This is a genomic window from Desulfopila aestuarii DSM 18488 (assembly GCF_900143695.1).
Lineage (GTDB): Bacteria > Desulfobacterota > Desulfobulbia > Desulfobulbales > Desulfocapsaceae > Desulfopila > Desulfopila aestuarii.
In genome coordinates this window covers 141,862-163,802 of sequence record NZ_FRFE01000006.1, presented here as the reverse complement: position 1 = coordinate 163,802, position 21,941 = coordinate 141,862, and the positions used below count along the sequence as shown (strand labels likewise).

Annotated in this window: 19 protein-coding genes; 15 read left to right on the top strand and 4 right to left on the bottom strand. The window is 50.5% G+C overall.

From position 1 onward, the window contains the following. Window positions 1-164 precede the first annotated feature (164 nt). The 12 genes from BUF15_RS08290 (at window position 165) to der (ending at window position 12,287) form a co-directional block, all read left to right on the top strand. On the top strand, window positions 165-1,031 hold the full coding sequence (locus BUF15_RS08290) for a glycosyltransferase family 2 protein (protein ID WP_073612996.1): 867 nt from the start codon (window positions 165-167) through the stop codon (window positions 1,029-1,031). Further along, entirely contained in the window at window positions 1,028-2,161 is a 1,134-nt protein-coding gene (locus BUF15_RS08285; protein WP_073612995.1) for an SPL family radical SAM protein, read from the top strand. Before BUF15_RS08290 ends, BUF15_RS08285 begins: the two co-directional genes overlap by 4 nt. Window positions 2,162-2,296: 135 nt before the next feature. Beyond that, window positions 2,297-2,728 (top strand): single-stranded DNA-binding protein, encoded by a 432-nt coding sequence (locus tag BUF15_RS08280; protein WP_073612994.1) that lies wholly within the window; start codon window positions 2,297-2,299, stop codon window positions 2,726-2,728. Window positions 2,729-3,041: 313 nt separating this feature from the next. Beyond that, a complete protein-coding gene (locus BUF15_RS08275; protein WP_073612993.1) occupies window positions 3,042-3,980 on the top strand; it encodes a DnaJ C-terminal domain-containing protein in 939 nt (312 codons plus the stop codon). 202 nt (window positions 3,981-4,182) lie between these two features. Beyond that, window positions 4,183-5,352 (top strand): exo-beta-N-acetylmuramidase NamZ family protein, encoded by a 1,170-nt coding sequence (locus BUF15_RS08270; protein WP_073612992.1) that lies wholly within the window; start codon window positions 4,183-4,185, stop codon window positions 5,350-5,352. Window positions 5,353-5,388: 36 nt separating this feature from the next. Further along, a complete protein-coding gene (gene lpxD / locus BUF15_RS08265; RefSeq protein ID WP_073612991.1) occupies window positions 5,389-6,462 on the top strand; it encodes a UDP-3-O-(3-hydroxymyristoyl)glucosamine N-acyltransferase in 1,074 nt (357 codons plus the stop codon). After that, on the top strand, window positions 6,455-6,907 hold the full coding sequence (gene fabZ, locus BUF15_RS08260; protein WP_073612990.1) for a 3-hydroxyacyl-ACP dehydratase FabZ: 453 nt from the start codon (window positions 6,455-6,457) through the stop codon (window positions 6,905-6,907). Before lpxD ends, fabZ begins: the two co-directional genes overlap by 8 nt. 227 nt (window positions 6,908-7,134) lie before the next feature. Beyond that, window positions 7,135-7,932, top strand: a complete 798-nt coding sequence (lpxA, locus tag BUF15_RS08255) for an acyl-ACP--UDP-N-acetylglucosamine O-acyltransferase (RefSeq protein ID WP_073612989.1) — start codon at window positions 7,135-7,137, stop codon at window positions 7,930-7,932. Between the two features lie 7 nt (window positions 7,933-7,939). Then, window positions 7,940-8,782 (top strand): LpxI family protein, encoded by an 843-nt coding sequence (locus tag BUF15_RS08250; protein ID WP_073612988.1) that lies wholly within the window; start codon window positions 7,940-7,942, stop codon window positions 8,780-8,782. Window positions 8,783-8,821: 39 nt separating this feature from the next. Next, on the top strand, window positions 8,822-9,763 hold the full coding sequence (locus BUF15_RS08245) for a nucleotidyltransferase family protein (protein WP_159441254.1): 942 nt from the start codon (window positions 8,822-8,824) through the stop codon (window positions 9,761-9,763). Window positions 9,764-9,765: 2 nt separating this feature from the next. Then, window positions 9,766-10,842: an aminoglycoside phosphotransferase family protein gene (locus BUF15_RS08240; RefSeq protein WP_084553742.1), complete on the top strand. Its 1,077-nt coding sequence runs from the start codon at window positions 9,766-9,768 to the stop codon at window positions 10,840-10,842. A 101-nt stretch (window positions 10,843-10,943) separates the two neighbouring features. Next, window positions 10,944-12,287, top strand: coding sequence for a ribosome biogenesis GTPase Der (gene der, locus BUF15_RS08235; RefSeq protein ID WP_073612986.1), 1,344 nt, complete (start codon window positions 10,944-10,946; stop codon window positions 12,285-12,287). 55 nt (window positions 12,288-12,342) lie between these two features. Here der and BUF15_RS08230 read toward each other — a convergent pair whose 3' ends face one another. The 3 genes from BUF15_RS08230 to ftsY form a co-directional block, all read right to left on the bottom strand. After that, the gene (locus BUF15_RS08230) at window positions 12,343-13,533 is read right to left on the bottom strand and encodes a pyridoxal phosphate-dependent aminotransferase (protein WP_073612985.1); all 1,191 of its coding nucleotides are present in this window, start codon (window positions 13,531-13,533) and stop codon (window positions 12,343-12,345) included. 101 nt (window positions 13,534-13,634) lie between these two features. Then, window positions 13,635-14,462 (bottom strand): DnaJ domain-containing protein, encoded by an 828-nt coding sequence (locus tag BUF15_RS28220; RefSeq protein WP_073612984.1) that lies wholly within the window; start codon window positions 14,460-14,462, stop codon window positions 13,635-13,637. Between the two features lie 12 nt (window positions 14,463-14,474). Continuing rightward, complete coding sequence (gene ftsY, locus BUF15_RS08220; protein WP_073612983.1) at window positions 14,475-16,199, bottom strand: signal recognition particle-docking protein FtsY; 1,725 nt, start codon at window positions 16,197-16,199, stop codon at window positions 14,475-14,477. A 437-nt stretch (window positions 16,200-16,636) separates the two neighbouring features. Between ftsY and BUF15_RS08215 the strand changes: the two genes are divergently transcribed. From BUF15_RS08215 to selB, 3 genes are all read left to right on the top strand, one after another. Continuing rightward, window positions 16,637-17,578, top strand: a complete 942-nt coding sequence (locus tag BUF15_RS08215) for an Mrp/NBP35 family ATP-binding protein (protein WP_073612982.1) — start codon at window positions 16,637-16,639, stop codon at window positions 17,576-17,578. A 112-nt stretch (window positions 17,579-17,690) separates the two neighbouring features. Next, window positions 17,691-18,320 (top strand): MBL fold metallo-hydrolase, encoded by a 630-nt coding sequence (locus tag BUF15_RS08210; protein ID WP_327021857.1) that lies wholly within the window; start codon window positions 17,691-17,693, stop codon window positions 18,318-18,320. Window positions 18,321-18,348: 28 nt separating this feature from the next. Continuing rightward, entirely contained in the window at window positions 18,349-20,280 is a 1,932-nt protein-coding gene (gene selB / locus BUF15_RS08205) for a selenocysteine-specific translation elongation factor (protein WP_073612981.1), read from the top strand. A gap of 3 nt (window positions 20,281-20,283) precedes the next feature. Here selB and tilS read toward each other — a convergent pair whose 3' ends face one another. Next, window positions 20,284-21,729 carry a tRNA lysidine(34) synthetase TilS gene (tilS, locus tag BUF15_RS08200; protein WP_073612980.1) on the bottom strand — a complete coding sequence of 482 codons (1,446 nt, stop codon included), beginning with the start codon at window positions 21,727-21,729 and terminating at the stop codon, window positions 20,284-20,286. Between the last annotated feature and the right edge of the window lie 212 nt (window positions 21,730-21,941).

Here is a 21,941-nt window from a genome sequence, read left to right as displayed (position 1 = left end):
GCCGTTTCAAGACAGATCAGTCGGGGCGGCAACAATCCCTGAGCTTCCGTGCCAAGGGTTGAGGGATATCCTTTGGAAAGGTATAGTGTTGCAGATCAATCACCAGTACCTGTTCAAATGAACAGCAGGTCTTAATCAAATGTCTGAAACTCAATTTTCACAGCATGCAGAACTATCCGGTATCCGTCATTATACCCACCTATAATCGTGAGAAGTTTCTTTCGGAATCGATTCAATCCGTTTTAAGCCAGAGTTGCCTTCCAGCAGAAATTATCATCATCGATGATGGTTCTACAGATGCGACCAGGGAATGTGTCCTGTCATTTGTCGAGAGTTCTCCTGTTTCCTTGTCCTATGTTTATCAAGAGAACAGAGGGCCGGCAGCAGCCAGAAATCTCGGTATCATGAATGCGACCCATGATCATATTGCATTTCTCGACTCCGATGATCTCTGGCACCCGAATAAACTGCAAAAACAATATGGATTGATGTTGCAGAATCCGCACTTTAAAATCAGTCATACCCGGGAAAAATGGCTTCGTCGTGGCGAACATCTCAATCAGAAAAAGAAACATTTGCCTCGACATGGAGATATTTATAAGCACTGTCTCAAGCTTTGTGCGGTAGGCATGTCCACTGTCATGATGAAAAAGGAACTCTTTTCCGAAGTGGGGCTTTTAGATGAAACGTTTCTCTGCTGTGAGGACTATGAGTTGTGGTTACGGGTGGCTGCGAGATATCCATTTCTACTGGTAGATGAGCCGATGACGATTAAGCAGGGTGGCCGTGAGGATCAGCTCTCTTTTCTCTATCGTATCGGCATGGACCGGTATCGCATCAAAGCTTTGGAAAAATTATTAACTGAAGTGCCCCTCACTGGTGAGCAGCGAGTGGCTGCCCAAAAAGAGCTGATGAAAAAGCTGACCATATATGGTAACGGCTGTCTCCGGCATGACAAGGCCGAGGAGGGGCAGCGTTGTCTCGACCGGGCAAAAGAACTTCAACAGGTGACCACAGTGAGGCAAAGATGACAGGACGTTCATGGCGGGATCCATCCAAATATATTCAAAAGATCCACGTCGATGCGAGCTGTGTGGATGATCCCTACACTCGAGAGATTCTTGAGCGGGCCAATCTGCCCTGGGATGTTGTCAATGAAGGTGAGCAACCAGTGCTGCTTGACCGGCCATATCCGGAGAGCATGACTGAAGGGAAACGCCATCTGTATCTCACACGTAATCGTGGGCATTTTTTCAAGCCTTGTCCGGCGACCCGTGAGTACCGATGCTGTGACTACCATGTACTGAACACCGGTATGAATTGTCCCATGGACTGTGTCTACTGCATCCTCCAGGCTTACCTCAATAACCCATGGCTTTCGTTCTATGTTAATGTCGATGACTTGCTGTCGGAAATCGGCAATGTTCTCCGCACCAATCCGGACACGCGTTACCGTATTGGCACTGGGGAGTTTACCGATTCATTGGCTATTGACCGGTTGACCCGGCTGAGTACCTATCTTGTGCCATATATGGCGAAGCAGGAAAACGCCATGCTGGAGCTGAAGACCAAGTCTGCGGTGATTGAAAATCTTGAGCATCTCGAACATCGAGGGAGAACCGTTATTTCCTGGTCGCTGAACAGTAGTCAGGCTTTGCAGCAGGAGGAGTTACGGGTGGCCAACCTCGAGGAGCGGCTTGCGGCAGCAGCCCAGTGTGCCCGATGGGGCTACAGGCTCGGTTTTCATTTTGATCCTATCATCGAACATGAAGGTTGGCAGGAGGGGTATCGTGCCACTATTGAGGCGTTATACCGTACTGTACCGGCTGAGGCCATTGTCTGGATCTCCATGGGGGCGCTTCGATATCTGCCGAAACTAAAGGATATCGGTATGCACCGCTTTCCCGGCACCACCATGTACTTTCAGGAGTTTGTTGAAGGACTCGATGGAAAATCACGATATTTCAGGCACAGTCGTACAAAATTGTATTCCTCGATCTACCAAATGCTAAAGCGACATGCCGCAGACTCCACCTGCATCTACTTCTGTATGGAGAGTGACGAGATCTGGCGTGAAGTCATGGGCTACATTCCGGAGGAGAAGGGTGGGGTTCCCGCACTGCTGGAACGTGCATTTTTTGAGGGCATTGGCAACAGGTAAGAGACTGATGCCAGTAGCTGCATGTTTGGGGCGATGATATTCTGCTTGTCCTTTCATTTTTCTATCGTATACTTATGCATTCGATTGTGAACACGCATTCGAGTGACCCGTGCATTCATTCAGGAGAAAAATACAATGATTAATAAGGCTATACTTATCGGCAATTTAGGCGCCGATCCGGAAATACGCTACACCCAGAGCGGAACCCAGGTTGCAACATTTAACGTCGCGACCACTGAGCGGAGAAAAGGACAGGACGGTCAGGTCCAGGAGAGCACCGAGTGGCATCGAATCGTTGCCTGGCAGCGTTTGGCCGAGATTTGCGGGGAGTACCTGCACAAGGGTTCACGGGTTTATATCGAGGGGAAGATTCAGACCAGAAAATGGAAGGATCAGAGTGGTGTAGACCGATACACCACCGAGATCGTCGCCCGGGAGATGAAGATGCTGTCGCCTCGCGGGGGTGAAGCCGGTGGTTCCTCCTTCGGCGGCGGTGGTTATGATAGCTCCTTCCCAGAGCCGCCTGCTGGCTTTATGGGAGACACCGGAGACGACGTACCGTTCTAACTAAGGGAAGATGACGCAATGTAAAAGGGTGACCCTGCGGTATTCGGCGTCACCCTTTTTTTGTGTGTTTTTAAAAGAGTGTCGGTGAAATTTAGGACGTGGGCAGGAAGTATTGCTCTGGCGGAATTTCCCGACATTTGAAGTTGGGGCAAAGAATAACCTCTCTTTGATTTCAACTCCTTTTCACTGGACTGTTTTGACAAGGAAATGCATCTTGACGACCGAACCATCTGTCCATATTGTGATGGTACAGTTTAGAGGCCTTGTGGAAACGTCTGTACCGGACGAATTCAAGTAACGTGAAGCGGCGGGAATGGAATACTACGACATTTTAGGTGTTGCGAAGAGCGCAACAGCAGATGAAATTAAAAAAGCGTATCGCAAACTGGCGCTGAAATATCACCCTGACAAAAATTGCGGTGACAAGGCGGCTGAAGAGAAGTTCAAGGAGATCAACGAGGCATATGCTGTTTTGTCCGATCCGGTGAAAAAACAGCAATATGACACCTACGGTTCCTCCAATTTCCATCAGCGTTACTCCCAGGAGGACATCTTCAGGAATTTCGATCTGAATGACATTCTCAGGCAGTTCGGATTTGGCGGGGTGAACGGTGGCCGGCAAACCGGTGGTTACGGTCACAATATGGGTGGCGGGGTGAATTTTAACTCATTCTTTGGCCAGGGGGGAAACATGCACGGGGGGTGTGGTGGCGGTTGTCAGCAGCCGGAAAAAGGACTGGATATGACCTATCAGCTCACCGTAACGCTGGACGAAGTATTACATGGGGCGGACCGGTCCATCTCTCTTCGGAAAAACGGGCAGCCGCAACAGGTGAGCGTCAAGATTCCCAAAGGTATAGAAGAAGGGAAGAAACTGCGCCTCAAAGGCAAGGGCGGAGAATCACGTAATGGTGGTCCGCCGGGCGATCTCTATTTGAAGGTGGAGATTGCTGAGCATCCGAACTTCAAGCGCGAAGGTGATAACCTGGTACTGGAACAGCTGATGAGTTTCAGTGATGCTTGCCTTGGCGGCAAAGTCGAGGTCGAGACCCTGGACGGCAAAAAATTCTCGGTAACGGTGCCGAGTGGTTCGGTAAATGGCGCGAGGCTCCGGATTCGCGGGCACGGGCTACCGGCTGGTCCACTGGGTGAGCGAGGCGATCTCTACGTAAAGCTGGCCGTCAAAGTTCCCGCTGAACTGAGTGACGAGCAGCGAGAATTGGTGAGCCGTCTTCGCGAGTGTGGGCTGTAGGCTCAGAAAAAAAATTACAATCATTAAAAAGGGGACGGGCTGGCCGCTTGTCCCCTTTTTTCGTGCTATCAAGAGCACTGGCAGGTCGAGACAATCACGGCCGCCCAATACATTTTGACATTTATTATCGCCGCAATTAGTATAAGCCCTTCTGATTGTATCCTTTACCCTCCATTACTGAACTTTCGGATATTACTCTGTCATGCTGCATATCGGTCTTGAATGTCTGCTGCGCACAAACCCCGCGTGGCTGAAAAACAAACGGCTCGCCCTGCTCTCAAACCAGGCCTCTACCGGACGCGACCTCCGCCACACCCGGTTTCACATCGAGGAACATTTCCCGGGGCAGCTTACTTGCCTCTTTTCGCCACAGCATGGGTTCTTTGCCGAGAAACAGGACAACATGATTGAGTCGGCGCATCATACCGATCCGGAAACCGGCTTGATGGTTTACAGTCTCTATGGGGATTCGAGGCGCCCCGAGCGCCATATGTACGATCATTTCGATGTTTTACTCATCGATATCGTCGACGTCGGTACCAGGGTCTATACTTTCCTCTATACCATGGCCTATTGCCTGGAGATGGCGGCGGAGACCGGTAAAAAGGTGGTGGTGCTTGATCGCCCAAATCCAGTTGGTGGCGAGATGGTCGAAGGAAATATCCTTGAGCCGGAATGGACATCTTTCGTAGGCCTCTATCCCTTGCCGATGCGTCATGGCTTGACCTTTGGCGAACTGGCACTTTTTATCAACAGTGAGTTTTGTATTGGTGCCGATCTTGAGGTTATTGCGATGGAAGGCTGGAGTCGTTCCATGCTTTTCCGGGATACGGGTTTTCCTTGGGTTTTTCCGTCACCCAATATGCCAACCCCAGAGACCGCTCTGGTCTATCCGGGGCAGGTGATCTGGGAGGGGACCACGGTCTCGGAAGGTCGAGGCACCACCATGCCGTTTGAGCTTTTCGGTGCGCCATATTGGAATTGTAAAGAGATATTGAATATTCTGGACGCCACGCCGCTGCCGGGATGTTATCTGCGGCCGATCTCTTTTGAGCCGACCTCGGGAAAATATGGGGAAATTACCTGCCGGGGCTTTCAGTTGCATGTCACTGAGCCAGGGAAATTCATGCCGTATAGGACCAGCCTTGCCATATTGCAGGCTGTAATACATCTTTCACCGGACGAGTTCGAGTATAAAAAAACGCCCTACGAATATGAGTTTGAACGGCTTCCCATGGATCTGATTCTCGGTAGTCAACGGGTGCGCACTGAAATCGAAGCCATGAAGCCGATCATGGAGATCGAAGGCAGCTGGCAGCAGGAGTTGCAGGAGTTTAGAGAGATCCGTAAACGGTATCTGCTCTACCAATAACGTTCATTACAGGATGCTTAAAAATAGGAAAAGAGTATGGGCATAACGACAATGGAACTGGGTGAAATAGCCAAGCTGGTGGGTGGGGAGCTTTGTGGCGATCCTGCGGTGAGAATATCAAGCCTCACCTCGATTGAAGCCGCAACCGCAGACGACCTGACTTTTCTTGTCAAAGCAAAAGAGATTGAGCGGCTTGAGAAAAGTTTTGCCGGTGCGGCTCTTGTGCCAATGAATACGAAGAGCGATTTGCCGATGCCGGTTATCAAGGTTCGGGATCCATATCTTGCATCCGCAATTATCCACAATACGCTTCTGGCCAAACCGTTTCAGGCCAGGGGGGTCGACCCCAGAGCATGCGTCGGACGTGATTGTGTGATTTCAGATGAGGTAACTATTGCGCCGCTTGCAGTAATAGGTGATCGAGTGCGTATTGGCAAAAGGGTTACTATAGGTGCCGGTACGGTGGTAGGCGATGATGTGGTGATCGGTGATGATGTTGAACTGAAGGCCAATGTCACGCTCTATGATAAATGTGTGCTGGGTAACAAGGTTATTATTCATTCTGGAACTGTCATCGGCAGCGATGGTTATGGGTATGCTACCGACGGTATGGGCCAACATGTCAAGCGGCCTCATGTCGGTCGGGTGCGGATCGATGACGATGTCGAAATTGGGGCCAATGTCTGCATTGATCGTGGCGCTTTTGGCGATACCTGGATTCAGTCAGGGGTGAAGATCGATAATCAGGTACAGGTTGCCCATAATGTAGTAATCGGTCCCAACTCTCTGCTGGTGGCCCAGGTGGGTATTAGCGGCTCCACCACTCTTGGGAGAAATGTTGTACTTGGTGGGCAGGTTGGGGTTGCTGGACACATCCACCTGGAGGATCAGGTTATGGTGGCGGCTGGCAGTGGCATTCATGCATCTTTACCCAAAGGGGCGAAAGTGGGCGGCATCCCGGCATTTGATGTGCGGGCTTGGGCAAGATCAGCAGCCGTCTATGCAAAATTGCCAGAAATGCGTAGTGAAATGAGAAAATTACAGAAAAAAGTGGCCGAGTTGGAAGCTCTGCTTGCAGAACCATATACTACAGGAGAAACACATGAGTGAAGTACCTGCTCCGGAATATATCGATGTCGTTGGAATCATGAATCTTCTGCCGCATAGATATCCTTTTGTGCTGGTGGACAGAATATTACACATTGAAGTGGGCCAAGAAATTACCGGTCTGAAAAATGTGACCTATAACGAACAGTTTTTTCAAGGCCACTTTCCCGGTAAACCCGTAATGCCAGGGGTGTTAATCCTGGAAGGGCTTGCTCAGGTTGGGGCTGTCATGGCCTACTACGCCCATAAGGATGCTGTCGGTGAGAAAATCATGTTTTTCGCCGGGATCGATAAAGCCCGTTTTCGAAAACCTGTGGTCCCCGGAGATCAGCTTATCTATAAGCTGAAACTCTTGAAGCAGAAGCGGACCATATGGATGATGGAGGCAAAGGCGTTTGTCGATGATGTACTGGTTGCAGAAGCAGAACTGATGGCCTCTTTCTCCTGATTTTTCCTACGTGAAAATATCCGGATGAAATGAACGGAGTTGTCTCCCTGAGCGGAAAACACTCTGGCAAAATAATACGGAAAGATCTTGCGATTGGTTTGGATTGACGGTATGAGTCCTCTTCTTGTCGTGCGGCTTTCGAATAAAAGCAACATCGAAAATTACTGCATAGACTTTTATAAAATGCGGTTTTAAACAAACATACATCACATTTGGTGGCACATAATATGGCGATACATTCATCAGCGGTTGTCGACCCTAAAGCTGAGCTGGACAGTTCGGTTGTCGTTGGCCCGTATGCAGTAATTGAAGCAGGAGTGCGCATTGACGCCGGTACCAGGGTCGAACCCCATGCCGTTATCTCAGGCCCCACCACCATTGGCAAGCGGAACCTGATTGGTTCCTTCGCCAGTGTTGGCGGCGCACCGCAGGATCTCAGCTATAAGGGCGAGCCGACTGAACTTATTATCGGTGATGATAACCAGATCCGCGAATATGCTTCTATCCATCGCGGTACACCCCATGGCAATGCCAAGACCGTTATCGGCAACTCCAACCTGCTCATGGCCTATACCCATGTTGCCCATGATTGCAAAATCGGCAACCATGTAATTCTGGCTAACGTGGCAACGTTGGCTGGACACGTGGAGGTTGGAGATCGGGCCTCGATTGGAGGCTTGGTGGCTGTACATCAGTTCTGTCGTATTGGCACCCTGAGCTATATCGGCGGCCTGTCCGGTATCGGGCTCGATGTGCCGCCCTATGTCATTCTTGCAGGGACCAGAAATCGCACCCGGATCTCCGGTATCAATAAGATCGGGTTGAAGCGTAACGGTTTTTCAAGGGAGAGTATTAATAGTCTGGAAAATGCCTTCAAGATTATCTTCAGGTCACCGAACTTGCTGCTGAAAGATGCTCTTGAGCAGGCACGGTTAGAAGTTACCGACTGTCAGGAAGTAGAAAACCTTATCACCTTCTTTGAAAATTCCAAGCGGGGTGTAATTAAACGAACGATCGAAGACTGAGTTTCTGATGTCGATAGATCACGAAAACATAGGTATCATTGCCGGTGGCGGGCAGTTTCCGCTGCTGTTTATTGACGCAGCTCACAAGGCTGGCAGAAAGGTTATGGTCATCGCCCATAAGGGTGAAACTGATGAGCGGGTAGCGTCAGCCGCCGACGATGTCTGCTGGGTCAAGCTCGGTCAGCTCGGTAAGGTGATCTCCTGGTTTAAGGCGAAGGGGGTTGGCGAAACCGTTTTCCTTGGCGCCATTACCAAGACCAAGATCTTTCGTGATGTCATGCCGGACCTGAAGGCGCTTACCTTGTGGAATAAGATCGACTCCAAGCAGGACGATGCCATTCTCAGGGCAGTGGCAACTGCCCTTGAGAAGGAAAACATCGCGGTACGGGAATCGACCATGTATTTGCAGCACCTGCTCTTCCCTGAAGGGGTGCTCTCGAAAAAGAAGCCTTCGAAAGAGCAGAGGCGCGACATTGAATTCGGCTGGCAACATGCCAGGGCCATTGGCCGGCTTGATATCGGTCAATGTGTGGTTGTTCGTAACTGTACTGTGGTTGCCGTCGAAGCGATCGAGGGTACAGATGCCGCAATCAGACGAGGTGGAAAACTGGCCCGTGAGAAGGCAGTGGTTGTGAAGGTCAAGAAACCCGGCCAGGACTTTCGCTTTGATCTGCCGGCCACAGGTGTTATCACTATTCAGACCCTTGCCGAAGTGAAAGGTGCGGTACTGGCTGTTGAGGCTGGACAGGCACTGATCTTCGATCGTGAGGAGATGATGCGGGCCGCTGACCGAGCTGGTATCGTTGTGGTCGGCGTCACCGAAAACCCTGACGGCACGCTTACATATTGATTGCCTCGGCGGCGATCAATGCCGGACAGATGCCAATCAATGAAGGAATGTACTGTGCAGGCGATGATTCTGGCGGCAGGGTTTGGCACCCGGCTTCTCCCCCATACCCGATTGAGACCGAAGCCTCTCTTTCCTCTTTTAAATGAACCGCTGCTGCTCCTGACCATCCGTCGGTTGCAGCGGTTTGGCTTTGGCCATATCATTGTGAACTGCCATCATCTGCGGGGGCAGATCGTAGATTGTTTGCATGGTATGGCCGGGGTAGTGGTCCAGGAGGAAGAGACGATCCTCGGTACCGGTGGCGGCTTACGCCAAGCCCTCAGTTTGATGCGGGATGAACCACTGCTGGTAACCAACGGTGACATCTATCATACTATCGATTTTCGTACTTTGTATGATGCCCATTGTAGTACACAGTTTCCGGTTACCCTGGCGATGCATGATTATCCACGTTTCAACACGGTACAGGTGACAGATGACAAGGTCGTTGCTTTTCGCCCTGAAGATGAAAACAGTCAACCTCTTGCTTTTACCGGCCTTTCCGTTATCGAACCAGATATTCTTCATGGGATAGAGGTTGGTCGTGAATCCTGCATCATTGATCATTACCGTCGGAAGCTTAATGATGGTGTACAGTTTGGGGTTTTCCGGGTGGATAAGTGCTTCTGGACCGATATGGGAACACCGGAAGATTATCTGGAGTTGCATGCTGGACTATTAAATGGGTCAATTCCGCGCTGGCAGGAGTTCGCATGTGGCACTGCAGAGAAAAGAATCCTGATTGACGATAAGGCTCGATTGACCGGGAAGAGCTGCATCACAGACTGGTGTGCCATTGGTGCGGCAACAGGTCGTGATATTTCCCTTGCCAGATGCGTAGTATGGGACGGGGTCCAGTTCCCGGATGGTTATTGCAGTGCGGATTTACTTGTTTCAGAAAGCCCGCACGAGACGGCAGCTGGAATCGCTGAAGGTAATTGAACATGACATGTAATATTTTGCCTGAAGATGTTAATCCCAAGGTGCGTGATCTGCTGAAAGCGGCGGGATTTACGACCGGCCCGGAAACATGTGCCAACTTCGCTATAGAGACTCTTGGCGGTGATGGTTCCAACCGCCGTTTCTGGCGGCTTGTTTTCGAAGATGGTCGGAAGGCAATCGTTGTTGCACCCGAAAAGCATGAAGAGAAATGTCTGCAGGAGGCGAGATCCGTCTATTCTATCGGCTCACATCTCAGATCTTGCGAAGTACCGGTGCCAGAACTATATGGCTACGATCAGGATGACGGTATTCTCCTTTGCGAAGATCTGGGTCAGGTTCACCTGCACAGCTTTGCCATTGCCACAGATTGGCATGATGCCGAATCGGTGAAACGATTGCGGCAACTCTATCACCAGACTCTTGATGTGCTGGTTGGGATGCAGGTGAAGGGCGGGGAACGATTCAACCCTGACTGGTGTTGGGATACCACGTCCTATGACCGACAGTTGATGCTTGAGCGTGAGTCCGGATATTTTTTACGAGCCTTTTGGCAAGGGCTATTGGAGCAACCGGTTCCGGACGGTTTGGCTGAGGAATTCTCGCAGTTGGCTGATGCTGCAGCATTGGCACCAGGCGGTTTTTTTCTTCATCGTGATTTTCAGTCCCGCAACGTGATGATCATAAACGACAGGGTGCGTGTGATCGATTTTCAAGGCGGCAGGCTGGGGCCACTTGGATATGATCTGGCATCGTTATTGCTCGATCCTTACGCTGCGTTGCCTGAATCGTTTCAAAAGGAGCTTTACACCTATTATCTGGATAGGCTGACTGATTATCTCCAGACGGATATTGAAAGATTTCATGACTGGTATCAGGTTCTGGCGCTTCAACGCAATCTACAGATTCTTGGTGCTTTTTCCTATCTGAGTGCGGTTGTCGGCAAACAATTTTTTCGTGCCTATATCGTTCCAGCACTGGTGTCGCTTAACCGGCTCAGTGCGGAATGTCGTCATCCGCATCTACCGATACTTGCATCTGTTACCCAGAACGCCTTGAAACTGGTAGGGTCCCTCGGGTAAATATCGCTCTTTCGTCCATGTCGAGGCGGAAAGAGGTGCAAAATATCTCAACTTCGGTTACATACACCCTTTGCTTTAACAAAGGATGAAAAGAAAAAAATATGAAACAAACATCTTGTCCCATTGTCGTCCTTGTCGGGCGACCCAACGTGGGAAAATCAACCCTGTTCAATAGAATTACCAAATCTCGAAACGCCTTGGTCGATCCAACCCCAGGCGTTACCAGGGATCGTCATTATGAACGCGTGACCTGGGAAGACAGGGTATTTATGCTGGTCGATACCGGCGGCATTGACGATAATCCCGAAGATCTCATGGTCAATCACATTCGTGAACAGGCCATGGCTGCAATCGAAGAGGCGGACATTATCTTCTTTCTCATGGATGGCAAGCACGGGGTAACTCCGGCTGACCACCAGGTTGTCGAAATCCTGCGTCGCACTGAAAAGCCGATCTTCTATGTGGTAAATAAAGTAGACAGTCCTGAACAAGAGATAGAACGCCTCTCTCCCTTTTGGGAACTCGGGGTGGAGAAGCTGTGGGCAGTGTCCGCCGAACATAATTACGGTTTTAACAGCTTGATGGATGGGTTGTCGGAACAAATTGACAGCGGTGATCCAGGCCCTGAACTCCCGGAAGGCACTGTCAGGGTCGCGTTCTTCGGCCGCCCCAATGTTGGTAAATCGTCAATGATCAACCGTATTGTTGGCGAGGAGCGTATGGTGGTATCCGAGATTTCCGGGACTACCCGCGATTCGGTTGACACTCTGCTCACCCATGGTAACTACAGCTATCTTCTGATCGATACCGCTGGTATCAGGAGGCGAGGCAAAACCACAGATAAGCTTGAGAAATTCAGTATTTTGAAATCACTTGCATCACTAGAAAAATGCGATGTGGCGGTCATACTACTGGATGCAGGGGAAGGATTAACTGAACAGGACACCAAGGTTATCGGTTATGCCCTCGATCACGGCCGCGGTCTGATCATCATGGTGAACAAATGGGACCTGGTGGAACACGATAAGAAACAACAGGAGCACATTCTTGCGGAGATCGGCAGGCAGTTGCCTTTTGTTGGTTTTGCCCCGCTCTTGAAGGTGTCCGCTAAGACTGGGTACGGGGTTAAGCGTCTGTTCCCGGTTATTGGCGCAGTAGATCGCCAGTATCGTGCAAAATTTCCGACAGCGGCATTGAACAATCTGTTACGAGACGCCATTGAGGCTCATCACCCGCCGATATATAAAAACAAGCGTCTCAAGTTTTTCTACACCTCCCAGATCGGAACCTGTCCACCGATGTTTGTGGTTATGACCAACAGTGCCAAGGGTGTGCATTTTTCCTATCAGCGCTACCTGAGTAACAAGTACCGTGAAGGTCTTGGGCTTGATAAGGTGCCGATTAAACTCATTTTCAAAGAAAAATCAAACCCGAAGAAACGATAAAAAAAGGGAGCCGAAAGGCTCCCTTTTTTATTTCGATCGAATGTGACTCTTATCCTTATGCCTTATCTTTTACCTTCCCCATTGCTCTGGCAAAGCCCTTCGCTGAGCCACTGATGACTGATTCAGGCACGCAGAAAGCCAGCCGGAAGTAACCAGGTGCCCCAAAGCCTTTACCCGGAACGGCAAGGATTTTTTCTTCCTGTAGAATGGCGCAGAACTCTACATCGTCGGGGATTGGGGTTTTAACAAAGATGTAGAATGCTCCTTTGGGCGGATTGAAGGTGTAGCCGGCATCCCGAAGGATTTTACAGAAAATCTCTCGTCTTCTTTCGTAAATACTGTTGTCCACTGAAGCCTGCTGTAATTCCGCTACGACTCGTTGCATGAGTGCTGGAGCGTTGATAAATCCTAGAATGCGGTTGGCCATAATCATGGCCGTGAGCAAGGGCTTTTTGTCGGTAATTTCAGGATGCACTGCCAGGTAACCAATCCGTTCGCCTGGCAGAGAGAGGTCTTTCGAATAGCTCGAGACGATAATGGAGTTGACGTAGGCTGCGAAAATTGATGGAACGGTAAGACCATCGAAAATGATCTTTCGATACGGTTCGTCAGAAACAAGATAGATTGTGGTTCCAAACTTTTTGCCGGCTTTCAACAGCAGGTTGCCAAGTGCCTTTAAAGACTCCTGAGAGTACACCTGGCCCGTCGGGTTATTCGGACTGTTGATGATGATAGCCTTGGTTTTGGCCGTTATTGCGGCTTCAATGGCGGCCAGATCGAGATTGAAATCCTCATCGGTGTTGACCAGCACTGGGATCCCGCCGTGATTGTCCACGTAGAACTGGTAGTCGACAAAATAGGGCAGGAGCAGAATGACCTCTTCGCCCGGGTTCAGGATAGACTTCATTGCCACATTGATGCCGCCGGCAGCACCGCAGGTCATCAACATATCGTCAGCGTCAACGGTAACCTGCTGCTCCTCGCTCATTCTGGCTGCAATGGCCTGACGGACAAACGGGTAACCACTATTGGGCATATAGGCGTGAACACCGGGACTGCGGTCGTTGGCCCTCTTTTGCATCACCTCGTAAAACTGGGGTGGGGGCGGTATATCAGGGTTGCCAATGCTGAAGTCAAAGACGTTTTCGGCGCCATGCAGCGCTTTCATCCGTATTCCTTCCTCAAACATTTTGCGAATGAGTGAAGATTTTTCAGCAAATGATTGCATCTTCAATGAAATTGACATGTATGTTCTCCTTGTTTCTGCTGTAACTGGCTATCTTTATAAAATATGGTAATTGATGATCTGTTGAACTGGAAACGGTCGATCGTTAGCCTGTCTCCCGGTTATTTCTTTTTAAAGAAGTCGTAAGCTATGTTGATTTCTTTCATCTTTTCTTCGGCAACCTTTCTAAACTCGTCTCCAAGATGTCGAACCTTGTCCGGGTGGTACTGCATACTGAGCTTGCGGTATGCTTTTTTAATTTCCTCATCGTTGGCACCGGGCTCAAGGCCGAGCACAGCATAATACTGGGCAGCCCGATCGACAGTCCTGGCGGTTTCCTGACGGTTGCGATATTGATAACGGGCCTCAATGGTCCGTTGGTCGTAAGCAGTGATATCAAGATAACTGGCAATATTACGGGCAATGCGCAGTTCATTTTCCGGTACGGTTGTTTTGGTATAGAGCACCTGGTAGACGAGTTCCAGGAGAATTAACCGTGGTTCGTAGGCAAAGGTGTTCTTAAACTCCATCAACAGTGATTCCAGGGTGACGGTGGAGTTTGTTGCTTCCTTGATCAGCTCCTTGACCCACATCATCTGGGTTTGAGAGTAGCGCAGGTTATGCTGGAAAAACCTCTGGATGGTCTGAACCTCATCGCGGGTGACTTCGCCATCGATTCTGGCGATATGCATGAGGATCTGGACCAGCAACCAGACAAAACGGTTATGACTCTCTGACTGTGACTGCTCGTAGGTGGCAACCCGTTTCTGGATCCAGTAGGAAAAACCCCAGAACATTGCCATCAACAGCAGTATTCCTGCAAAGCCGGAGAAGATGAGCGCACCCATAAAGTTGATAAGGGCCGGGGCGCCACCGGTGACAAAAATGATAAGGAGCACTACAAGCAGACAGCCGCCGCATCCCGGTTGTTCCTGACGTCGATATTGCATGGAAAAATTCCTCTATTGCTGGGTTGCATCAGCACTGTGGAACAGTGCCTCGATGAACTCGTCCGGATCGAAGTCGCGCAGGTCATCAAGCTGCTCGCCAACCCCGATGAAGCGGATGGGGAGTTTCAACTCCCTGCAGATGTTGATGACGATACCACCCTTGGCAGTGCCGTCAAGTTTGGTTAGGGTGATGCCGGAAAGCGTCACCGCCTCGTTGAAAAGTTTGGCCTGAGATATGCCGTTCTGACCGGTGGTGGCGTCGATAACGAGCATCACCTCGTGCGGCGCGCCATCCAGTTGCTTGGCCATGACCCGTTTGATCTTCTTGAGCTCTTCCATCAGGTTGGCCTGGGTGTGGAGCCTGCCTGCGGTGTCGACCAACACCACGTCATAGCCTTTGGCTTTTGCGTGGGCGATACCATCATAGACCACGGCTGAGGGATCTGCCCCTTCTTCTTTAGAGATGACCTGGACATTGTTGCGCTCACCCCAGATTTTCAACTGAGACACGGCAGCAGCCCGGAAGGTGTCGGCAGCAACGAGGAGTACCGACTGGTCGGCGCGAAGAAATTTATGGGCGATCTTGCCGATAGTCGTTGTTTTGCCGACTCCGTTCACCCCTACCACCATGATCACAAAAGGACCTTCATCCGGCATGACCAGAGTCGCGTCTTCCTGATATTCGAGAATAAAAGATTTGAGCTTTTCTTTTAAGGCAAGCTTTAGTGAGTTTGGATCTGAGAGTTCCTTGCGTTTCAGCTTTCTTCTGGCGTGATCGAGAACTTCCTGAGTGACGTTAAGCCCAAGATCTGCGGTGATAAGCAGCTCTTCAAGGTCGTCGAGGAGTTTCGCATCAATCTCTTTTTTGCCTAAGAAGAGCGTGTCAAGTTGATAGGTAAAGGTTTCTCTGGTGCGGGAGAGTCTTTCAGCGAGTCGAGTGAGAAACGATTTCTTCTTCTGGGCACTTTTCTTTTCTGCAACCAGTGCTGCTGCTGTTGCTTCCTGTGGCGATGGGGTGGCTACAGCCTCTTCCTCTGTCGCTGTTTCTGAAAGGAGTGACAGGTCTTCCAGGTCGTCAATATCTTCTTCGAGATTCTCTACAATAGCAGAGCCATCCATCTCGTCGACTTCGTCTTCGATGGCGGGTTCAGGAGAACTCGACTCGATTACCTCTTCTTCAATGTCAAGTTCAGGAGATAAAGACTCGACAGCCTCTTCTTCAATGATTGATATTGTCTCTGAAGGCTCTGTTCTTTCTACTGCATCCGTTTCTTCAACAGTTTCTTCAATCGCAGTATCAGTGAATTCGATAACTTCGTCCTGTTCTGGTTCCTCTAAAGGCAGTTCAGGTTCGGAAACCTCTTCTATTACATCGGCGATGACAGGGGAGGGCTTTTCTTCGAGTTCAGCCGTTTCAGGTTCTTCTTCGAGCGCAACAGGTTCTGGCTCCTGAACTGTTTCTTCGACGATGATTTCCTCAGCTGGAAAAGCATCATGTTCGTCATCTTGAACCGGAAGTGCCGTGGGCGACTCAACGGTGGTGACATCCAGTGCTGGCTCGGGTTGCTGCGCCTCTGGAGGCAGAACTGGTTCCTCCTGTGAGACTATATCCTCTTCCTCAGGTGGTTGAGGTTGAGTGGGTATGGGCCGAGGGGCTACCGGGATCTTCAGGTCGGCGGGATCCTGGGGCTCGTCAGCGTCCTTTTTTCCGAATTTCTTTTTAAACCAGCCTAGCATGGATGCTCCTGCAGGATTGTGGGAATGGATTCGTGAATGGATCGTAAATTGTTCGCGTAAAGCAACCTTGCATAATACGGAGTGCACTCGATTTACGCAACAAAAAGAGGCCCCGCCGACAGCTGGCCAGATCCGGCAGTATCAAAATGGAGGTTGTTGAACATGACAGGGGTGCAGGAATTCATTTGCATTTCCGGTCAACGGCATTACTGTAGAGGTGGCCTTAAGAACGGGGCCGGAATAAACGTTTTTGTGATCCGGCATTATATCAATATACAATTGCAGGCTGCTTGAAACACACGCGTTTTTTTATCTTTCCCCGAAGTGAACATTCCACTTTGAAATGTGCGTCGACACAATCCTATTGTCCCCGCCTTTCATGAAAGATGATACAAACAAAGGTAATAGGCGGTCCTGACATATTCGGAGGAAGTGCAATGGCAGATTCATGTGGAAGTTCATGTTCCAGTAGTGCAAAAAGTAGCTGCTCCACCAAGGAAGCGCAGCAGGCGGCTGCTGCCCAGCAGCAGAACGCTATCACCATGTCTCTTGGGAAGATTAAAAACAAGATCCTGGTGATGAGCGGTAAGGGTGGTGTTGGTAAATCGACGGTGGCGGTGAATCTTGCACTGGCACTTGCCAATCGCGGCCATAAGGTCGGCCTGATGGATGTTGACCTGCATGGGCCCGATGTTATCAGGATGCTGAACCTCAAAGGCAACCTTACCCCGCCACAGAGTAAAAACTCGTTGATACCGCCGCTTGAATACAGCGATAACCTGAAGGTGGTGTCGCTCGAATATATGATGAAAGATCGTGATGAAGCCGTTATTTGGCGCGGACCCTTGAAAATTCAGGCCATTCGTCAGTTCGTTTCAGACATGGATTGGGGGGAGCTCGATTATCTCGTGATCGACGCGCCTCCAGGGACCGGCGACGAACCGCTTTCTGTGGCCCAGACCATTCCCAACGTCAAGGCCGTGGTGGTGACTACACCTCAGAAAGTAGCACTTGCCGATGTCCGCAAGTCGATCAATTTCTGCCGGGTAGTGAAGGTGGATATCGTTGGGGTTGTTGAAAATATGGCAGGGTTTGTTTGTCCGAACTGTAATGAGACTGTTGAGATCTTCAAGTCCGGCGGTGGTGAAGAGGTGGCCCGTGAATTCGAATTGCCGTTTCTTGGCCGGGTACCCATGGACCCGAAGATTGTTATGGCCGGCGATGAAGGTATTCCGTATCTTTCCTCAGAAGGCGACAGTCCAGCAATCCTGGCATTCTCCAAGGTTGTGAGCTCTATTGAGAAGCGACTGCCTCCTGTGGCTGCGCCAATCACTTTACCGATGGCCAGCACCGGTGGCTGTGCTTGCTCCTCTAAATAAGAAAGAATTTGTCCGGTTGCATACTAACCGGCCTTTTCAAAGAGAAAACATCCTGAGCGGAGATCCGGGCAGGATGTTAGAGATAAACCATAGTACAACGAGGTAGGAGAGCGTGATACAGGTACAGCAGATTACGGTAGGTTCTATGGGGGTATGTTGCTATATCGTCAGCTGCCCGGAAACAAAGAAGGCCGCAGTTGTCGATCCTGGTGGTGATGTGCGTCGCATTCTCGCCGCCGTTGAACAGAGTGGTTTAGAGGTCGAATATATCATTGCCACCCACGGTCACCCGGATCATGTCTGTGGTAACCGGGAGCTGCAAGAGGCCACAGGTGCCAAGATCATCATGCATCAGGCTGATGCAGACTTTTTCGGCAGAACAGAAGTGGCTAAATATTTCTCGATGCTCGGTCTTGAGGCTTCTCCGCCTGCCGATATAAAGGTCGAGGACAACGACCTGATCAAAATTGGCAATGAGGAGCTGCAGGTTATCCATACTCCCGGGCATACACCGGGTGGTGTCTGTCTGTTGAATGGCATGCATCTTATAACCGGTGATACGCTCTTTGCCGGTGGACTGGGCCGCACCGATTTCCCGGGTGGGTCGCAAAAAGAGTTGATTGCTTCAATTCATAATCGTTTGCTGGTGCTCCCCGACGACACTGTGGTCTGGCCCGGTCACGGCTATGGCGGAAACCGATCGACAATCGGTGAAGAGAAACGCACCAATCCGTTTCTGTAATGAATGAACCTTTTCCTGTTACTACCACATGCGTGAAATAGTTCTTGGCACAGCCGGCCATGTAGATCATGGCAAAACCAGCCTGATCCGTGCCCTGACCGGTATTGAGACAGACCGCCTCAAAGAGGAAAAAAAACGCGGGATTACCATTGAACTTGGTTTTGCCCACCTCGATCTGCCCTGCGGGCATCGACTCGGTATCGTCGATGTTCCCGGCCATGAGAAGTTTGTGAAAAACATGGTAGCAGGTGTCACCGGTATGGACATGGTGGCGTTTATTATTGCCGCTGACGAAGGTATCATGCCCCAGACCGTCGAGCATTTTGAGATCTGCCGTTTGTTGGGGGTCAAGCAGGGAATGGTTGTCCTCACCAAAAAGGATATGGTGGATGAGGACTGGCTGGAAATGGTGCAGGACGAGATCCATGAATTCTGTGAAGGCTCATTTCTTGAGGAAGCACCGATTATTCCCGTCTCCTCCATTACCGGGGAGGGGATAGACGAGGTACGGAAAACCCTTGATGAATTTGTGCGTCAGCACAATTTCCAAGAGGCGTTTGGGCCGTTTCGCTTGCCGGTGGATCGGGTTTTTGCCATGAAAGGATTTGGCGCAGTCGTTACAGGCACCTCGATTTCCGGTCGCACAACCATCGGGGAAGAACTGCAGTTCTATCCTGGCGATACCGTGGCCAAGGTACGTGGCATTCAGGTCCATTCCCAGTCGGTAGAGACTGTTGAGGCGGGACATCGTACCGCCATCAATATGCAGGGCGTTGACACGCATGATATCGAACGAGGTATGGTGCTGGCCACTCCCAATTCATTGCAGCCCAACTACATGCTGGATTGCCAGCTCCTCTACCTGGGCTCCAATGCCAAAGCGTTGGCACATCGTAAGCGAGTTCGGGTTCACCTGGGTACTGCTGAAATCATCGGCAGGGTGTCCCTGCTGGACCGTGATGAGCTCGAACCTGGCCAGGAGGCAGGTGTACAGTTGCTTCTGGAAAGCCCGGTGGCGGTGTGGCCAGATGATCATTTTGTTATCCGCAGTTATTCGCCGGTGGCAACCATTGGTGGCGGGCGGGTGCTTGGTAATGTCTCGCCTAGGAAACGTAAACGGCTGACCGAGTCAGACCGCGCCTACAATAGTAAGATATTCCAGGTCTTTCTCGAGGGATCCATCGAGGAACGGACTCTCGCCTTTTTAAAAGAGAGTGGTGCCCGGGGGCTGACGTTCGATGATCTCGCCATTCGGCTTGGGCTGTTCGGTAAGCACCTGAAAAAGGCTCTCAACGATCCGCTTTCAACCAAGAAGATGGTCGTGGTCGATTCGGCTTCTCAACGCTATGTGGATGTCGAGATAGCAGAAAAGACGAAAAAGGAGATGCTCAATTACCTGGCAAAGTACCATAAGAGTAATCCGCTTCTGACGGGTCTCGTTCGCGAGGAGCTCCGGCTTTCCATCGGCAAGGTTATCGACCAGAAGGTGTTTGCCTACTGCCTCAATGAGCTGCTGCGAAAAGGCGAGGTCGTGCAGGAAGAGTCGATGCTCCGTCTTGCTTCACACGAAGTAGCGTTGAAAGCCGATGAAGAGGAACTGCAGCGGGAGCTGCTAAGCTGGTACGAGAGCAAAGGGCTGTCAACTCCCACTGTACGTGAGACCATGGATCACTTCAGCGAGTATTCCGAAAAGATGTTGAAAGGGGTGCTTGATCTGCTGCTGCGTGAGGCGAAGCTGGTGAAAATCAGTGAAACGCTTTACTACGAGCGGAAATTGATAGATGACCTGGTGGCAAAGGTTGTGGCTGAAATGCAGAGCAAGGGCGAGATAGATGCGCCCGGCTTTAAAAACTTGACTGGCCTGACCCGGAAATTCTCTATCCCTATTCTCGAATACCTGGATAGGATAAAGCTCACCATCAGGGTTGGTGATGCAAGGGTTCTGCGAAAGAAAGGCTGAAGTTTATTCCGTTTTTGTTTCGATCCTTTTCCAAGTGAGCAACAGCACGGCTGTTGTCTCGTCGGTTATCTTGTACCGGTCGGCGATTTTCAGGCCGAGAATTGCCGCCGGCTCATTGTCTTTCAAAACTAGCGGGTAATGTTGGCGGCTGTCAGCTGGTATTTTCAGGTCACTGAAGATACGAGCGATTTTTTTCTTCCCTGGTGCGCCAAGCGGGCACATGGTTTCACCGGGCAGCGGTGGGCGCGCCAATAGTGGGAAATGGGCGAGATCGGCGTCGACAGCGATTGTCCCTTCTGGCTGATCGTCAAGGTCGTGGGAGAGGTTCTTTCTGGCGATTCTCTTCACGTCCAACTCGTAGTGCAATTCCCGAAATTCATAGATTCCGGTTGTGGCGATAACCTTTTCAAACTGTTGCGGCCCAGGTTTTTCACCCCGGATTGGCTTTCGGCCCTGAGGGTGGGAAAAGTGAGCGGTCTCTCCATCAAGCAGCAGGCGGAGCCCTGATTGCAAATGAAATTTTGAACCGGGTCTACCCGTTGCGACGAGCTTGACCATCTGCAGGATTTGTCGAAAAGATGGCCTGCTTCCCATTTTCCAGCAGATTGATTCAATCATCCGGCGCTGCATGGCCGGGTGGAGATCATGAAACGGGACTCGCTGGCAGCTGATGGATGTTGGTAGTTCGCCAGGCGTGGTTGCGGCAATGATGGTACAGAGATTATTCAAGTGGTCACGGGCTATATCTTCCAGAAAGGCTTCTTCCTGGGCAAGGATAGCAGTGGTTTGTAAAATGTTTGTACGGATAGCCGGATTATATCGTGCTTCCAGTTCGGGTAGTAGATCGAGCCGTATCCGGTTGCGCAAAAACCTTCTGTCGTCGTTTGAGGAATCGTGGCAGGAGTCCAGGTTGTGTTGGTGAAGGTACTCGAGCAGACTGTCCCGCGATATATCCAGAAGTGGTCGAATGATATGACCTTGTCTGTAGCGCATGCCACTTAGCCCTTTTAATCCGGAACCGCGAATCATGCGAATGAGAAACTCTTCGACCTGGTCGCCAGCGGTGTGTGCGACTGCAATCTCCTCAGCTTTGAGCTCGTCGCGGATCTTTTCGAGTGCCCGGTAGCGAAGGATTCTGGCAGCCTCCTCAAGAGAGAAGCTCTGTTTTTTTTGTAATCCGTATACATCAACAGCGACAGAACGGTGGGAAACACCAAGTTTTCTGGCGATATCCAGGGTGAAGTGCTTCTCGTTATTCGCTTCCTCTGGCCGCAGGCCGTGATCGACATAGACTGCGGTGATATTCAGGTCAAGCTCACTGCTTGCCAGGATATGCAGGAGAGCCGTCGAGTCGACGCCCCCTGAAGTTGCAATGATAACCTTATCTCCACGTTGTAGGAGTTGGTGAGTGTGGATGTTCCTGACTATTTTGTGGACTAGATCGTGCACCGGAATCCCTGAGTGACGTTGAGCAAAAAAAGGATGCGCTTTTTCTTTGATTCTGTAAAATGAATTGTATATCTATACGCAGCACAACGTGGAATTGCAACCATCGCATCATCCAAGATTTTCTGTTGTACAATCATGAAGGTTGTTTCTATTTATAGCGGTGCTGTCGACTCTTTGGAGTTGTGCGATACTGCGATCAATTTATCGAATAA

What these genes read in the sequence shown, in the direction of transcription:
- lpxA (WP_073612989.1), top strand. Translation starts at nt 7,135, where the DNA reads ATGGCGATACATTCATCAGCGGTTGTCGACCCTAAAGCTGAGCTGGAC.
- BUF15_RS08250 (WP_073612988.1), top strand. Translation starts at nt 7,940, where the DNA reads ATGTCGATAGATCACGAAAACATAGGTATCATTGCCGGTGGCGGGCAG.
- BUF15_RS08290 (WP_073612996.1), top strand. Translation starts at nt 165, where the DNA reads ATGCAGAACTATCCGGTATCCGTCATTATACCCACCTATAATCGTGAG.
- BUF15_RS08280 (WP_073612994.1), top strand. Translation starts at nt 2,297, where the DNA reads ATGATTAATAAGGCTATACTTATCGGCAATTTAGGCGCCGATCCGGAA.
- BUF15_RS08215 (WP_073612982.1), top strand. Translation starts at nt 16,637, where the DNA reads ATGGCAGATTCATGTGGAAGTTCATGTTCCAGTAGTGCAAAAAGTAGC.
- ftsY (WP_073612983.1), bottom strand. Translation starts at nt 16,199, where the DNA reads ATGCTAGGCTGGTTTAAAAAGAAATTCGGAAAAAAGGACGCTGACGAG.
- BUF15_RS08270 (WP_073612992.1), top strand. Translation starts at nt 4,183, where the DNA reads ATGCTGCATATCGGTCTTGAATGTCTGCTGCGCACAAACCCCGCGTGG.
- BUF15_RS08285 (WP_073612995.1), top strand. Translation starts at nt 1,028, where the DNA reads ATGACAGGACGTTCATGGCGGGATCCATCCAAATATATTCAAAAGATC.
- BUF15_RS28220 (WP_073612984.1), bottom strand. Translation starts at nt 14,462, where the DNA reads ATGCAATATCGACGTCAGGAACAACCGGGATGCGGCGGCTGTCTGCTT.
- BUF15_RS08245 (WP_159441254.1), top strand. Translation starts at nt 8,822, where the DNA reads ATGAAGGAATGTACTGTGCAGGCGATGATTCTGGCGGCAGGGTTTGGC.
- BUF15_RS08240 (WP_084553742.1), top strand. Translation starts at nt 9,766, where the DNA reads ATGACATGTAATATTTTGCCTGAAGATGTTAATCCCAAGGTGCGTGAT.
- selB (WP_073612981.1), top strand. Translation starts at nt 18,349, where the DNA reads ATGCGTGAAATAGTTCTTGGCACAGCCGGCCATGTAGATCATGGCAAA.
- lpxD (WP_073612991.1), top strand. Translation starts at nt 5,389, where the DNA reads ATGGGCATAACGACAATGGAACTGGGTGAAATAGCCAAGCTGGTGGGT.
- BUF15_RS08275 (WP_073612993.1), top strand. Translation starts at nt 3,042, where the DNA reads ATGGAATACTACGACATTTTAGGTGTTGCGAAGAGCGCAACAGCAGAT.
- der (WP_073612986.1), top strand. Translation starts at nt 10,944, where the DNA reads ATGAAACAAACATCTTGTCCCATTGTCGTCCTTGTCGGGCGACCCAAC.
- BUF15_RS08230 (WP_073612985.1), bottom strand. Translation starts at nt 13,533, where the DNA reads ATGTCAATTTCATTGAAGATGCAATCATTTGCTGAAAAATCTTCACTC.
- fabZ (WP_073612990.1), top strand. Translation starts at nt 6,455, where the DNA reads ATGAGTGAAGTACCTGCTCCGGAATATATCGATGTCGTTGGAATCATG.